The sequence below is a fragment of the Streptomyces sp. NPDC005263 genome (assembly GCF_042872365.1).
In the GTDB taxonomy this organism is placed as follows: Bacteria; Actinomycetota; Actinomycetes; order Streptomycetales; family Streptomycetaceae; genus Streptomyces.
Map to the genome: position 1 here is coordinate 1,419,291 of NZ_JBIAKJ010000001.1, position 14,552 is coordinate 1,433,842.

Sequence of the window (14,552 nt, forward strand, 5' to 3'; positions counted from 1 at the left end):
GTCATCGCGGGCCCCCGGCGCCGGCGAACGGCACTTGGGCCGAGGGGGCGGCCTGTTGTCCGTACGGGTGCCGCCACAGGCCCTGCGCCTGGAGTTTCGGCAGGACACCCTCGCCGAACCAATACGCCTCCTCCAGGTGCGGATAGCCGGAGAGCACGAACTCGTCGATGCCGAGAGCGTGGTACTCCTTGATCCGCTCGGCGACCTCGTCGTGGCTGCCGACCAGGGCGGTGCCCGCGCCGCCGCGCACCAGGCCGATGCCCGCCCACAGGTTGGGGTGGATCTCCAGGCGGGTGGCGGTCCCCCCGCTCGAGCGAAGTCGAGAGTGGGAGAGGCTGCCGCCGCCGTGCAGGGCGAGCATGCGCTGCTGGCCCTCGGACTCGCTGCGGGCCAGGCCCGCCTGGATGGTCTTGACCGCCTCCGGGTCGAAGCCGTCCAGGAGCCGGTTCGCTTCGGCCCAGGCCTGCTCGGAGGTGTCGCGGGTGATGACATGCAGGCGGATGCCGAAGCGGACGCTACGGCCCTCCCTGTCGGCCAACGCCCGGATCCAGGCGATCTTCTCCGCGACGGCGGCGGGCGGCTCGCCCCAGGTGAGATAGACGTCGACATGCTTGGCGGCGACTTCTCCCGCGATCGGCGAGGAGCCCCCGAAGTACACCTCGGGGACCGGGTCGGGCACCCGTGCGAGCTTCGCGTCCTCGACATGGAGGTGCTCGCCGCGCAGGTCGACGGACTTGCCCGTCCACAACCCTCGTACGATCTCGAGGAATTCGCCGGTACGGCGGTAGCGCGCGTCCTTGTCGAGGAAGTCTCCGTAGGCCCGCTGCTCGTGGCTTTCGCCGCCGGTGACGACGTTGAGCAGGAGCCGTCCGCCGGTCTGCCGCTGGAAGGTGGAGGCCATCTGCGCGGCGAGCGTCGGTGAGACGAAGCCGGGCCGGAAGGCGACGAGGAACTTCAGGTGCTCGGTGTTCTGGCTGATCATCGCGGTGGTCAGCCACGCGTCCTCGCACCAGGCTCCCGTCGGCGTGAGTGCGCCGACGAAGCCCAGGTCTTCGGCGGCGCGGGCGATCTGGCTGAGGTAGGCGACCGTCGGCGGCCGGTCGCGCCCGGACTCGGTGGCGGGGGTGCCGTGGCCGCCGCCGACGACGTGGCGGCTGTCTCCGTTGGTCGGCAGGAACCAGTGGAAGGTGAGGGACACGCGGGACTCCGATCAGGGGTGCAATCAGGGGACGTTCGTCAGCGCCGGGGCGGAGAGCCGGTCCAGCTCCTCGCGGGGAAGCCGGCGTTCGGCGTCGTCGGTGATGACGTGTGCGGTCATGGCGTCAGCTCGCCGCGGCCAGGAGCGGGGTACGGCCCAGCGCCAGTGAGAAATGGTCGACGACCTGGGTGAGGGCCTCGGCGGCGGCCGGTGCGACAGTGGTCGAGCCGTCGTCGTGGGCGGTGATGTCCTTGTCGAGGGTGAACCAGCCCTGCACGATGTGCGCGGCACCCATGGAGTTGAGGACCGGACGCAGGGCGTAGTCGATGGCGAGGACATGCGCGGTGGAGCCGCCGGTGGCGAGCGGGAGGACCGTCTTCCCGGTGAGTGCGTACTGCGGGAGCAGGTCGAGGAGCGCCTTGAGGACTCCGGAGTACGACGCTTTGTAGACGGGTGTTCCTACGACGACGCCGTCGGCGCTCGCGAACAGCTCGGTGGCCTCGACGATCGCCGGATGCCGGAAGTCCGCGCCGAGCAGGGCCTCGGCGGGGATGGTGCGAACGTCGAGCGGGACGACCTCGTGCCCCTGAGCGGTCAGTCGCTGGTCCAGGTGGCGCAGCAGGCGGTTGGTGCGGGAGGAGGCGGAAGGGCTGCCGGAGACGGACAGGACGGTGGCCATGGGTCCTCTTTCAGGGAGAAGGGGGCGCCTCCGCCGGGGAGGCGCTCTGGGGGCGGTCAGGAGTACCAGGTGGGCAGGCCGGCGCCTTCACTGCTGGAAGGAGTGCCCCCGTCGGCGCCATTCCTCCGCGAGCAGTTCGTACGAGCGGACCCGGTCCGTGTGGTCATGAGTGATCGTCGTGATGAGCAACTCGTCCGCGCCCGTGGCCTCCTGCAGTTGTTCCAACTGGTCGGCGACCCGGCCCGGCGAGCCGACGAACTGGGTGTCGAGGCGGTCTTGGACGAGGGCACGGCTCTCGTCGGTCCATGTGTGGGCGCGCGCTTCCTCCGGCGTCGGGAACTCGATGGCGCCCTCGGCGGTGCGGATGCTGCGCACCCACGGGCCGTATCCGGTGGCGAGTTCACGGGCTGTTGCGTCGTCCTCGGCGACGACGACGTCCGCCGAGACGCTGACGTACGGCTTGTCGAGGAACTCGGAGGGCTGGAAGAAGGACCGGTAGCCCTCCACCGCCTCCAGGACCGTGGCCGGGCTGACGTGATAGTTGGCCGCGAACCGCAGACCGTTGCCGCCCGCCACCTCGGCGCTCTGACCACCGCTGCTGCCCAGGATCCACACCTCCACGTCGGCGCCCTCCCCTGGCACGACGTGTGCCTCGACGCCCTCCGGCGAGCGGTAGGTGCCGGCCAGCAGGGCGAGGATGTCGTCGATCTGCTCGGCGTAGTCCTGTGACTCGGCGCCCGGCAGCAGGAGCAGCTTGCGCTGCAGCGCGACGCGGGGTGAGCCAAGCAGATGCTCGAAGGAGAAGCGGGGTGGGATCAGCAGGCCGTTCGGGGTGCGGCCGTCGACGACGGGGGTCGCCGTCGGCGACGGCGTGGCCGGCTGCCCCGGCGGGCGGCCACCGGAGCGGCCCAGGCCCAGATCGAAGCGGCCCGGGTGCAGTGTGTCGAGCAGGCCGAACTCCTCCACGGTGGACAGCGCCGTGCGGTGCCCGAGCTGCACGGCCCCGGAGCCGAGCCGGATGGTGGAGGTGGCGGAGGCGGTCAGCGCCAGGACGACGGCGGGTGAGGTTCCGGCCACGCCGGGATTGAGGTGGTGCTCGGCGAACCAGTAGCGGGCATATCCGAAGCGCTCGGCCTGTTGTGCGAGGTCGATGGAGTTGCGCAGGGCATCGGCTGCCGTCGAGCCGGAGGAGATCGGGACCAGGTCGAGGACGCTGAGGGAGATGTCAGACACGGGCGGACTCCTGAGTGAGCGGTGATGCCGGAAGCACGGGGCCCCAGGCGAACGGCGGATCGGGGATCTCCCGACGCAGGACGGGGGCGACCTCGGACTGGAACAGCTCGAGGGAGGCACGGTGCTGGGACTCCGTCAGCCCGCTCGCGTCGGCATGCAGGTGGAGCACGGTGTGCCCGAACTGTTCGTAGTAGCGGTGCACCTTGTCGATGACCTGTTGCGGGCTGCCGATCAGGGCGGAGCTGCGTTCGACGAAGTCCTCCAGGGCCTCGAACACGACCGGCAGGCCGGCCTTCTTGAAGAACGCCAGGTTGGACTCGAAGATCGGCCGGTACGCGGCCAGCGCCTCCTGGGAGGTGGGGGCCACGTAGATGCCGGCCGTCCCGGCGCCGACCGCGATGTCGGCCGGGTCGCGGCCGTAGAACTCCCAGCGCTCGCGGTAATGGCGGATCAACTCGGCATACGGCTCGATGGGGTTGGTGACGTTCGCGGAGAACAGCGGGTCGCCGTAGCGAGCGGCGAGGTCGACCGACTCCTTGCTGGTGGCGCTGCCGTGCCAGACCCGGACCGGCTGCTGGTACGGCCGCGGCCACACCTCGGCGTCGGTCAGCGGTGGGCGGAAGCGGGTGTCGGCGGTGACCTTGTCCTGCCGCCAGATCTGCCGGAACACCTCGTAGCTCTCGGAGTTGCGGTCCCACTGGTCCTCGGGAGTGACGTGGAACAGGTCGCGCTGGGCGGCGCCGTTGCCCTTGCCGATGATCAGATCCAGGCGGCCGCCCGAGAGGTGGTCGAGGGTGGCGTAGTCCTCATACGCGCGGACCGGGTCCAGCAGGCTGAGCGTGGTCACGGCCGTGAACAGGCGGATCCGCTTGGTCAGGGCTGCCACATGACTCAGTACGACGGTCGGGGAGGAGGAGATGAACGGCCGCTCGTGGCGCTCCCCCACGCCGAAGCCGTCGAAGCCCAGCTCCTCGGCGAGCAGGGCGTTGTCGAGGACCTCGCGGAACCGGTCATGGGTGGACTTCCGCACCCCGGTGACGGGGTCCGGGCGGTGCACGACGAGCGTGATGGCGAGGAATTTCACGACGCGGCGCGCTCATCGTCGGCCACCTGGTCCGGGTGCGCCAGGCCCAGGTGGTCGCGGAGGGTGGGGCCCTCGTACTCCGAGCGGAAGACGCCCTGTTCCTGCAGCAGCGGGACGACCTTGTCGGCGAAGTCGTCCAGGCCGGTCGGGGTGATGTGCGGGACGAGGATGAAGCCGTCGCTCGCGTCGGCCTGGACGTAGTCGTTGATGGTCCTGGCGATGGACGTCGGGGAGCCGACGAAGGTCTGCCGGTTGCCGGTGTTGATGACGAGGTCGCGGATGGACCAGTTGTTGGCGGCGGCGAGCTCACGCCACTCGCGTGCGGTGGCCAGCGGGTCGCGGTACATCCGAACCTGGGCGCGGCCCTTGGAGATGTGGTTGTCGCTGACGTCCGGGTCGATGTCCGGCAGCGGGCCCTCGGGGTCGTAGGAGGACAGGTCCCGGTTCCAGACGAACTCCAGGTGCTTGATGGCGGTGGCCCCGCTGACCTGCTGGCGGCGCACCTCCCTGGCCAGTTCCGCCGCCTCGGCGTCGGTGTCGGCGAGCGCGAAGGAGGCGGCGGGCAGGATGAGCAACTGGTCCTGCCGGCGGCCGTACTTGGAGAGGCGGTTCTTGACGTCGGTGTAGAAGACCTGGCCCTCCTTGAGGGTGGCGTGCCGGCTGAAGATCGCGTCGGCGCTGGACGCGGCGAACTCCCGGCCCTCCTCGGAGTCGCCGGCCTGGAAGATCACCGGGCGGCCCTGCGGGGAGCGCGGGACGTTGAACTGGCCGTGGATGTCGAAGTGTTGGCCTGAGTGCACGAAGGAGCCGGCCTTCGCGTCGCGCAGGAACACGCCGGACTCCTGATCGGCGAGGATCTCGTCGCCGTGCCAGGAGTCGAAGAGTTCGTTCGCCGTGGCCAGGAACTCCTTGGCGCGGGAGTAGCGCTCGTCCTGGGGCAGGAAACCGCCGCGGCGGAAGTTCTCGCCGGTGAAGGCGTCCCAGGAGGTGACGACGTTCCACGCGGAGCGGCCGCCGGAGAGGTGGTCGAGGCTGGCGAACTGGCGGGCCACCTCGTAGGGCTCGTTGAAGGTGGAGTTGATGGTGCCGGTCAGACCGATGTGCTCGGTGACGGCGGCGAGCGCGGTGAGGATCGTGAAGGTGTCGGGGCGGCCGACGACGTCCAGGTCGTAGATTTTCCCGCCCTGTTCGCGCAGCCGGAGTCCCTCGGCGAGGAACAGGAAGTCGAACTTGGCGCGTTCGGCGGTCTGCGCGAAGTGGGCGAAGGAGCTGAACTCGATGTGGCTTCCGGCCTTCGGGTCGCTCCACACGGTGGTGTTGTTGACGCCCGGGAAGTGCGCGGCCAGATGAATCTGCTTCAGCGGCTTGCTGGTCATGTCGGTACGGGTCCTTCCGGCTCAGATGGCGGCGTAGCGGTTGGCGGGGCGGGCGAGGCCCAGCAGGCCGCGCAGGGTGTCGGCCTCGTACGCGGTGCGGAAGAGGCCCCGGCGCTGGAGTTCGGGGACCAGGCCACGGGTGATGGCGGGCAGGTCGTGCCCGGCGACGGCGGGCCGCAGCCGGAAGCCGCTCAGACCTTGCTCCGCCAACTCCTGGAGTGTGTCGGCGAGTTGGGCGGGCGTACCGGCGAAGACGAGGGCGTCGCTGGTGTACGGCTCCCCGGCGAGGACATCGAGGCGTGCGCGGCGGTCCTCCGCGGCGGCCTGGTCGTCGTCGAGGAAGACCACCAGGTCGCCGAAGACGTGCAGGGGTTCGCCGTCGCGTCCGGCCGCCTCCTGCTCGGCGCGGATCTCGGCGACGATGGCGCGGGCCTGGCCGGCGTCGTGCGGGGTGACGTAGCCGACGTCGGCCTGGCGGGCCACCAGCCGGTACGGGATCGTCTGGTGGGCGAGGGCGGTGACCAGCGGCTGGCCCTGCGGCGGGCGCGGGGTGATGGAGGGGCCCTTGACGCTGAAGTGCCTGCCGTCGAAGTCGACGTAGTGCAGCTTGTCACGGTCGATGAAGCGGCCCGTGGCGGCGTCCCGGATCTCGGCGTCGTCCTCCCAGCTGTCCCAGAGCCTACGTACCACCTCGACGTAGTCGGCGGCCTCGTCGAAGTGCTCGGCGAGCCGCTCCTGACCGGCCGGGGTCTGCAACTCCTCCAGACCGAGCGGCGGGAAGGTGCGGCGGCCGAAGTGGTCGGCCTCGTGAGGGCGGGCGCTGATCTGTACGCGCAGGCCCGCGCGGCCGGTGCTGACGTAGTCGAGGGTGGCGATCGCCTTGGAGATGTGGAACGGCTCCGTGTGGGTGGTGATCACGGTCGGGACCAGACCGATGTGGCGGGTGAGGGGTGCGATGCGGGAGGCGATCAGTACGGCGTCCAGGCGTCCGCGGACCTGGTCGGTACGGCCGTCCGGCTCGCCGTTGGGGGTCCCCCCGGTCGAGCGAAGCCGGGACTGCGGGTGCGAGGACTGCAGGCCGAGCCCGTCCTCCAGGGTCACGAAGTCGATCAGGCCGCGCTCGGCCTCGGCGACCAGGTCGGCCCAGTAGCCGGCGGTGAACAGGTCCCGGGGGCGGGCGACCTGCTCGCGCCAGGAGGCGGGGTGCCAGCCGGTGCCATCGAGGGCCACGGCAAGGTGCAGGTGGGAAGCGGGAGTTGAGGACACGAGGTGCCTTCCTGGAGGTCCGTACGAGAGCACCGGCCCGGGAGAAGGTGGGGCACGGCGGCTGGGAGACCGAAGGGAGATGGGGCCCCGGCCGAAGGCTGGGGGAGGGTCAGGAACTACAGAGGGCGCCGGCCACGCGCTGAAGGTCGATGTGGTACCGGGAGTGGAGGCGGACGGCACGGAGTACACGGGTCACGTGTCGCACCTCCGTCCGAACGGTCCAGGCACTCACCTTCGACAAGGACAACGGCACAGCTATGCCGTTTCTTCCAGAGCGGCGGCCCCGGTGTGCCGGACGAGCGAGAAGACCGTACGACAGCGCAGGGTGAAGCCGATCGACTCGTACAACCGGATCGCGTTGGCGTTCGTGGCCGCGGCGTGCAGGAAGGGGCGTTCGCCACGTTCCTTGATGCCGGCGGCGACCGCGCGGACCAGACGGGTGGCCAGGCCCCGGCCGCGGTGGGCGGGGTCGGTGCACACGGCGCTGATCTCCGTCCAGCCCGGCGGGTGCAGCCGCTCGCCGGCCAGGGCGATCAGCCGGCCCTGATGGCGGATGCCGAGGTAGGTGCCCAGTTCGACGGTGCGGGGCAGATAAGGGCCCGGCTCCGTGCGGGCGACCAGGTCCAGGATCTCGGGCACGTCGTCGGGACCGAGCCGTACGGCCTCGGCGTCGGGCTCCGCGCGCAGGGCGGTGTCCACGAGCTGGACGCCGTGTCCGGTGCGCACGACCTCCCAGCCCTCCGCCGCCTCGGTCACACCCCGCACCGCGGCGGTGCCGCCGGGGCCGACGAGTGCGGCGAGGTCGGCCCAGGCACGCGGGTCGTCCTCGTCGGAGAGGGCATGGAAGGGGGCCACGTCCTGCTGGTAGCGGACGGCGTGGGCGATGGGGGTCCCCCCGCTCGAGCGAACTCGAGAGTGGGGGAGTTCGGCGAAGCGGGCGTGCGGACCGGTGAGGGCGGCCCAGGCGGGGTTGTCCAGGATGTGCGAGGACCTGGCGTCGAGGGCGATGACGGACATGGCGTGGCGGTCTCCGGTGTGCGGTTCGGGGGGTCCGGCGCGAGGGGGCTCCACCGCGAGGGGGCTCCACCGTGAGGCGGCGGTGGAGTCCCCGGCACGCGGTGGTCAGGAGTTGTCGAGCGGCAGTCCGGGCGGGTTGACCTCGGACTTGGCGACAGCCTCGTTGGAGAGGTTGTAGGCCTTGAGCCACTCGGCGTACTGGCCGTTCTTGATCAGGTGGTTGATGGCGTCGGCGAGCGGCTTGGCCAGGCCGCTGTCCTTCTTCGCGGTGGCCGCGATCAGGCCCTGCAGGCTCCCGCCGGCGCCGGAGTAGGTGCCTGCGGTGCGGGTGGCGTTGGGCGTGTTCGCGACCTGGCGATTGTGGTAGGCGATGCCGGGGTTGGGGCCGAAGTAGGCGTCGATCTTGCCGCTGGACAGGGCCAGGTAGACGCTGTTGCTGTCCTGGAAGTACTTGACGGTGAGCTTCTTGCCCTCCTTGGCCAGCTTGGCCTTCCACTCCAGGAGGATCTTTTCCTGGTTGGTGCCGGAGCTGACGGAGACGGTCTTGCCGGCGAGGTTCTCGTAGGTGTCGTCGAAGTTCCAGGTGCTCTTCTTCGGCACGGTGAAGGCGAGGTTGTCCTGCCGGTAGGAGGCGAACTCGTACTTCTTCTTGCGCTCCTCGGTGTCGGTGACGTTGGAGAAGGCCACGTCGACCTTGCCGCTGTCGATGCCGACGAAGAGGTTCTCCCAGGTGGAGTTCTTCACCTCGGGCTTGAGTCCGAGGACGGCGGCGACCAGGCGGCCGAAGTCGGGCTCGGCGCCGGTGAGGGTCTTCTGGTCGCCGCCGACGTAGGCCAGCGGCGGGAAGCCGGCCGGCAGGGCGCCGATGCCGATCTCCAGCTTGCCGCTCTTCTTGACGGCGGCGGGCAATTCGGCGCTGATGGCCTTGACCTCGGAGACCTTGATGGAGGTCTGCCGGGCGGCGCCGTTGGAGACCTGTCCGATGACGACCTCGCCGGACCTGGCGCTGTCGGTGGAGGTGGCCGCCTCGCTGTTACCACCGCAGGCGGCGAGCCCGCTGGCCAGGGAGGCGACGGCGGTCGCCGCGGTGATGCCGCGTATCAGGCTGCGTCGGGTGAAGTGGGTGGGCATGGCCGTTCCTTGTCGCTGGAGGTGATGAGGGTGGCTTGGGGGGGAAGTCGAGGGGTGCGGCGGTCAGAGGACCTTGCTGAGGAAGTCCCTGGTCCGCTCGTGCCGGGGCTTGTCGAGGACCTCGGAGGGCGGGCCCTGCTCGATGATCTTTCCGCCGTCGATGAAGACGACCCGGTCGGCGATCTCCCGGGCGAAGCCGATCTCGTGGGTGACGATGAGAAGGGTGGTGCCGCTGGTCGCCAGGTCCTTGATGACGGCGAGGACTTCGCCGACCAGTTCGGGGTCCAGGGCGGAGGTGGGCTCGTCGAAGAGGATGACTCCGGGGCGCAGGGCGAGGGCGCGCGCGATGGCGACGCGCTGCTGCTGGCCGCCGGAGAGCTGGCGGGGGTAGGCGCCGGTCCTGTCGGCCAGGCCGACGCGGGCGAGCAACTCGCGGGCCAGTTCCTGGGCTTCGGGCTTGGTGAGCCTGCCGGTGGCGACCGGGGCGGCGGCCACGTTGTCCAGGACGGTCAGGTGCGGGAAGAGGTTGAAGTTCTGGAAGACGAAGCCGATACGGCCGCGCTGGGTGAGGATGGCCCGCTCGCTCAGCTCCTTGAGCCGCTCGCCCTGCCGCTTCACGCCGATCGGCTCGCCGTTGACGCTGACGTAGCCGATCTCGGGCTTCTCCAGGTGGTTGATGACCCGCAGCAGGGTGGACTTGCCGGAGCCGGAGGGGCCGAGGATGACGGTGACCTCGCCGGGGCGGACGGTCAGGTCGACGCCGTCCAGCACCCGGTGGGTGCCGTACCACTTGTGCACGTCGTGGACCTCGACGGTGGCGGCCTCGACGTCCGCCAGGGCTTCGAGCGTCTCGGCGGTCATACGGCGGCCTCCCGGCGGATGCGGGCCCGCAGGTCGGTGAGCCCGGTACGGAGCTTCTGCAGCGGCGTCGGCGGCAGGCCGCGGGTGGCACCGCGGGCGTAGTACCGCTCGACGTAGAACTGGACGACGGAGACGACACTGGTCAGGATCAGGTACCAGACGGTGACCACCAGCAGCAGCGGCACGATGTCGCCGGGGTAGGTGGAGCCCATCGTCTGCGCGGAGCCGAACAGGTCCAGCAGGGAGACGTAGAAGACCAGCGAGGTGCCCTTGATCAGGCCGATGAGCTGGTTGACGTAGTTCGGGATGATCGAGCGCAGCGCCTGCGGAAAGACGATCTTCCGGAACTGGTAGCTCTTCGGCAGGCCGAGCGCCGCAGCCGCCTCGTGCTGGCCCTGGTCGACGGAGAGGATGCCGCCACGGACTACCTCGGCCGCGTAGGCGGCCTCGTTGAGGCTGAGGCCGATGACGGCGACGACCATGTCGGTGGCGAGTCTCGACTCGTCGAAGGAGAAGAAGGCCGGGCCGAAGGGGACACCGACGCTCAATGTCTTGTACAGGGCACTGAAGTTGTAGAGGAAGATCAGCACCACGATGAGCGGGATGGAGCGGAACGCCCAGACGTAGGTCCAGCTGACCGCGCGCAGCACCGGGCTCTTGGAGAGCCGGGCCAGCGCGAGCAGGATGCCGCCGACGAGGCCCAACACCGCGCTGTAGGCGGCGACTTCGAGGGTGATGAGCAGGCCGTCGAGGATGGTGGGGCGCAGGAACCAGTAGCTGAAGCGGTCCCACTGGTAGAAGGGGTTGGAGACCAGACCGTGCACGAACTGGGCGACCAGGACCAGCACGACCGCGGTGGCGATCCAGCGTCCTGGCCGTCGTAGCGGCAGAACTCGCTGGGCAGTGAGGGCTTTCGACGGTTCGTCGGCGGCCGCCGCCTTGGGGAAGGTGACGGTGGCGCCAGGGGGTTCACTCATGGTGGGCTCCGGCTGGGTGGGAACACCCCGGAGGCGCGGCGGCACGCGGGGGCGCACACGACGGCGAGGTACCGGGGGCGGGAGGACGACGGCACACCGCGCGGGCGGTGTTCGTCAGGGAAGGCGGGGGCTGCGGGGAGGTGTCAGCCCCGACAGCGGGCGCGGCCCGGTGCGGTACACAGTGCGCTGTTCACGCGGAGCAGATCGACGGTGCGGTCGGCGACGAGCAGGTTCGCGTACGGCCGCACGCAGCCCTGAGGGCGGCGTACGGCCGTCCTGGGAGCTGCGTACATGGCGTCACCGTCACTGTTCCGGCCCTTGTGGGCCTCGCGCTTACCGAAACATCGTCGGTCGGGTCGTCACCTGGGGCACCCCACCGCGGAGCGAGGGTTGCCGGTCAGCAAGCCAGGGCTTGTCGCTGACGCTCATGACCGTTCTGAGCCGTAAGTTAAGACAACTGCCCGAACGAATGTCAACGCCGGTCCACCAGGTGAGCGGGCTGATGGGCTGCGTGTGCCACCCAGTCCAGGATCTGGACGGCTGCTCCGGCGGCCTCCAGGCCGTGGCAGCGGGCGTGGTGACGGCGTGCGATGCCGCCGAGGTCGAGGTTTCCGCCGAACGCCGGGTGGGCGGCCAGGCGGCGGGCGTAGGCCCACAGGGTCGGGTGGTCGGCGATGCGCTGGACGGCGAAGGCGTCGAGGTGGTTGCGGTGCACGGTGTCGAGTTGGACCAGGGCGACCCACAACTCGACGTCGGCGGCGGTGACTTCGTCGCGGACCAGGTGCGCGCGCCCTGCGAGCCGGCGCTCCAGGGCGCCGAGCGTTTCCAGCAGCGTGGTCAGTGCCATGTCACGGTCCACCGGCTCGCCACCGGCCGATCCGGCGCGCTGCGCGGCCTGTTCGATGCCCTGCGCGCACATCCGCTCGACCGTCTCGATCTCCGACTCTGCGCCGCACGGGTAGAGCGAGAGACGGTCACCGTCAAACCGGCGGTCGAGGTCGAGCATGATGTCCGGGGCATTGGTGCTGACGATCCGTCCGGACCAGTCGTCGCTGAGCACTTGCGCGACGGCCGGACCGGTGTACCGGTGGGCGCTGGCCTCATACAGTCGCCGCAGGGCCGAGTGGCCGCCGTCGGGGCTGTCGGGGACGGCTGGCAGGAAGGTGACCGGACAGACGGTGTCCAGGCCCAGCAGGCCGTGGGCGATGGCGATGCGCAGGCCGTCGGGACAGGCGGTCGACAGATGGAGTCGGTACCGGCCGGGAACGGCGTAGTGGCCGCTTCGTGCGTCCCGGCCGATCCGGCCCCGGAAGGCGGGCGCGGGTCGGTCGGAGGTGTGGGCGGCCAGCGGTGTGACGGTCATGGCTCTCCCCGGGAGCGGGCGCGGACGTACGTGCGGCGGAAGCGACGTCGGGTGAGGGAGCGGAGCTCTCCCGTACGCACCGGACGGCACGACGCCCGAGGGCGTCTCCGGTGCGGGATGGGCGCGGCTCAGCCCGGGGGTTGACAGCGCTGCAGACACGCAGCAGATCGATGTGACGGCGGGAGGTCAGAAGAGGCGAACGGCTCACTCGGACAGTGACCGACTCCAAGCGCCTCATAATTTCCCTACCTATTCACTAGGATTCCCTCAGTGAGTGTCGATCCGACAGCGAACCACGTCAAGAGGGGCGTCCCGCATCGCGGACGCCCCGATGGACGGCGGCCCGCCTGCACGGTCGGGGCATCATCGGGACGACAGGTTGTGCTGGGCCTGGATCCTGCGACGATCCAGGCTTTGGTCAGTCCGGATACTCCGGTCCGACCGCGGTGCGGGCGCCGAGCGTCCTTCCCCTGCCCCAGCCGAGCTCACGCCGGTAGCCGCCGAGCAGACCGGAGTCCTCGAGCTCTGTCACATCACGGAAGCGCGAGCCGGGAGCCACCGCGGTCACCAGTGGGGCGACGAACAGCGCGTCGGCCGGGCAGTACGCCTCGCACTGGAAGCAGGTCTGGCAGCTGTCCTGGCGCGCGATCGCCGGAACGCCGTCAGCGCCGCGATCGAAGACGCGCGTCGGGCACACCTCGATGCACCGGTCGCAGGCGATGCAGCGATCCGGGTCGACGATCTCGATCATGCGGCTCGCCCTCCGCTCGCGACCAGTTGCCTTTGCACCGACTCCGGGCGGCTCCAGACCTCGTCCAGCCCACCGGTGAGCAGCCGGTGGTGCTGGGCCGGGTCCTGCGCCGGCCGGTCGACCCGCTTGTGCATACCGCGCGACTCGGTGCGCTGCAGCGCCGCGTGGTACATCCAGCGGCCGTGGGCCACCATCGCGGCCGCTTCCCTGGCCCGGAACAGCGCCTCGCCGCTCGCTCCCAGCCCTTCACGGACCGCGGACCACGTCTCGTGCAGCGAACGCAGCGCCGGCTCCAGACGGTCCGCGTGTCGCAGATAGTTGCGGTCGTACGGCAGGACCTCGCGTTGTACGGCGGTGACGACCTCGCTGTGGCCGACGCTCACCGCGCCCGTGGGGCGCAGGCCCGCCGTGCCCACTGGGCGCACGGCGCGGTCCGGACGGCCGCGCCCGGCGGCGAACGTGGCGGCGCCCCGGCCCGCCCAGCTGCCCGAGGACGCCGCCCACGCGGCGTTGTGGCTGCCGCCGCCGGTGAAGCCGCCGCAGATCAGCTCGCGGGTCGCGGTGTCGCCGGCCGCGTACAGGCCGGGGACGTCGGTGGAGCAGTCGTGGCCGGCGATGCGGACACCGCCGGTCCCGCGCACCGTGCCCTCGGCGAGCAGGGTGATCTCGAACAGGTCGGTGAAGGGGTCGATGCCCAGCCGGTCGAAGACCAGGAAGGTGTTCGGCTGGCCCTTGCGCATCGCCAGCTGCTCGTCCGGTGTGGCCTTGTCGAAGCGGGCGTAGACCGGCTCCGTGAGCAGGGCCCTCGCGATCACCGACCGGCCGCCCTTGCTGGCCGCGCCTTCCAGCACCGAGCCGTCGGCACGGTAGAAGGTCGCCCACGAGTAGTAGGCGGTCTTGGTCAGCGACGTGCCCTTCGGGGCGATGGCGTAGGCGTTGGAGAACTCCATCCCGGACAGCCGCGCCCCCGCCTCGACGGCCAGCAGCGCGCCGTCCCCGGTGTTGACGTCGCAGCCGAGCGTCTTCGACAGGAACGCGCATCCTCCTGCGGCGAGTACCACCGCCCCGGCCTCGATGCGGACGGTCTCACCGGTCGTACGGTCCATCGCCCGCGCCCCCGAGACGACGCCGTCGGCGTCGGTCAAGAGCTCCAGCGCCGGGGTGTGGTCGAGGATGCGGACACCGAGTCGCCGCACCCGGGTGCGCTGGCGCCGCATGTACTCGGGCCCCTGGAGGTCGCCGCGCAGCTGACGGCCCTGGGCGTCGACGGGGAACGGGTAGCGCTGGACGCGGGCCAGTTCGTCCATGCGCGCGTGCGTCTCGTCGAGGACGCGCGCCATCCAGTCCCGGTCGGCGAGGAACCCGCCGAGTGCCTCACGGCTCGCCATGGCGGCCTCGCGCAGCTCGGGGACATCGTCCACGTACCAGATGCCGGTGCCGACGGATGCGGTCGCTCCGCTCGCGCCCGTGTATCCCTTGTCGGCGAGGACGACGTCGGCGCCGGCCTGAGCGGCCTTGATCGCGGCCCAGGTGCCCGCGGGGCCGCCGCCGATCACCAATACGTCGGTGGACAGGGTCTGTTCGGGTTCGGTGCTCGTCATGATGTGTTCCTTCCC

Annotated in this window: 15 protein-coding genes and 1 riboswitch; all 15 genes read right to left on the bottom strand. The window is 70.6% G+C overall.

The window, feature by feature from the left end; translation table 11 throughout:
* Position 1: 1 nt before the first annotated feature.
* Positions 2–1,198 carry an LLM class flavin-dependent oxidoreductase gene (locus ACFYRY_RS06475; RefSeq protein WP_389140669.1) on the bottom strand — a complete coding sequence of 399 codons (1,197 nt, stop codon included), beginning with the start codon at positions 1,196–1,198 and terminating at the stop codon, positions 2–4.
* A 124-nt stretch (positions 1,199–1,322) separates the two neighbouring features.
* Positions 1,323–1,877 (bottom strand): NADPH-dependent FMN reductase, encoded by a 555-nt coding sequence (ssuE, locus tag ACFYRY_RS06480; protein ID WP_389140671.1) that lies wholly within the window; start codon positions 1,875–1,877, stop codon positions 1,323–1,325.
* A gap of 87 nt (positions 1,878–1,964) precedes the next feature.
* Positions 1,965–3,110, bottom strand: coding sequence for an LLM class flavin-dependent oxidoreductase (locus ACFYRY_RS06485; protein WP_389140673.1), 1,146 nt, complete (start codon positions 3,108–3,110; stop codon positions 1,965–1,967).
* Positions 3,103–4,194, bottom strand: coding sequence for an LLM class flavin-dependent oxidoreductase (locus ACFYRY_RS06490; protein WP_389140675.1), 1,092 nt, complete (start codon positions 4,192–4,194; stop codon positions 3,103–3,105). Before ACFYRY_RS06490 ends, ACFYRY_RS06485 begins: the two co-directional genes overlap by 8 nt.
* A complete protein-coding gene (locus ACFYRY_RS06495; RefSeq protein WP_389140677.1) occupies positions 4,191–5,570 on the bottom strand; it encodes an NtaA/DmoA family FMN-dependent monooxygenase in 1,380 nt (459 codons plus the stop codon). Before ACFYRY_RS06495 ends, ACFYRY_RS06490 begins: the two co-directional genes overlap by 4 nt.
* A 21-nt stretch (positions 5,571–5,591) precedes the next feature.
* The gene (locus tag ACFYRY_RS06500; protein ID WP_389140679.1) at positions 5,592–6,836 is read right to left on the bottom strand and encodes an LLM class flavin-dependent oxidoreductase; all 1,245 of its coding nucleotides are present in this window, start codon (positions 6,834–6,836) and stop codon (positions 5,592–5,594) included.
* Between the two features lie 109 nt (positions 6,837–6,945).
* Positions 6,946–7,089, bottom strand: coding sequence for a putative leader peptide (locus tag ACFYRY_RS06505; protein ID WP_389140681.1), 144 nt, complete (start codon positions 7,087–7,089; stop codon positions 6,946–6,948).
* 2 nt (positions 7,090–7,091) lie between these two features.
* The gene (locus ACFYRY_RS06510) at positions 7,092–7,853 is read right to left on the bottom strand and encodes a GNAT family N-acetyltransferase (RefSeq protein ID WP_389140683.1); all 762 of its coding nucleotides are present in this window, start codon (positions 7,851–7,853) and stop codon (positions 7,092–7,094) included.
* Between the two features lie 105 nt (positions 7,854–7,958).
* A complete protein-coding gene (locus tag ACFYRY_RS06515) occupies positions 7,959–8,984 on the bottom strand; it encodes a transporter substrate-binding domain-containing protein (protein WP_389140685.1) in 1,026 nt (341 codons plus the stop codon).
* 63 nt (positions 8,985–9,047) lie between these two features.
* Positions 9,048–9,845, bottom strand: a complete 798-nt coding sequence (locus ACFYRY_RS06520) for an amino acid ABC transporter ATP-binding protein (protein ID WP_389140687.1) — start codon at positions 9,843–9,845, stop codon at positions 9,048–9,050.
* Positions 9,842–10,822 (bottom strand): amino acid ABC transporter permease, encoded by a 981-nt coding sequence (locus ACFYRY_RS06525; RefSeq protein ID WP_389140689.1) that lies wholly within the window; start codon positions 10,820–10,822, stop codon positions 9,842–9,844. The genes ACFYRY_RS06520 and ACFYRY_RS06525 overlap by 4 nt, the downstream gene beginning before the upstream one ends.
* A gap of 143 nt (positions 10,823–10,965) precedes the next feature.
* On the bottom strand, positions 10,966–11,115 hold the full coding sequence (locus ACFYRY_RS06530; protein ID WP_389140691.1) for a hypothetical protein: 150 nt from the start codon (positions 11,113–11,115) through the stop codon (positions 10,966–10,968).
* A gap of 31 nt (positions 11,116–11,146) precedes the next feature.
* Positions 11,147–11,255: riboswitch (SAM riboswitch) on the bottom strand.
* 39 nt (positions 11,256–11,294) lie between these two features.
* The gene (locus tag ACFYRY_RS06535) at positions 11,295–12,185 is read right to left on the bottom strand and encodes a glutathione S-transferase C-terminal domain-containing protein (RefSeq protein WP_389140693.1); all 891 of its coding nucleotides are present in this window, start codon (positions 12,183–12,185) and stop codon (positions 11,295–11,297) included.
* A gap of 418 nt (positions 12,186–12,603) precedes the next feature.
* Entirely contained in the window at positions 12,604–12,936 is a 333-nt protein-coding gene (locus ACFYRY_RS06540; protein ID WP_389140695.1) for a 4Fe-4S binding protein, read from the bottom strand.
* Positions 12,933–14,537 (bottom strand): FAD-dependent oxidoreductase, encoded by a 1,605-nt coding sequence (locus tag ACFYRY_RS06545; protein ID WP_389140697.1) that lies wholly within the window; start codon positions 14,535–14,537, stop codon positions 12,933–12,935. The genes ACFYRY_RS06540 and ACFYRY_RS06545 overlap by 4 nt, the downstream gene beginning before the upstream one ends.
* Positions 14,538–14,552 lie beyond the last annotated feature (15 nt).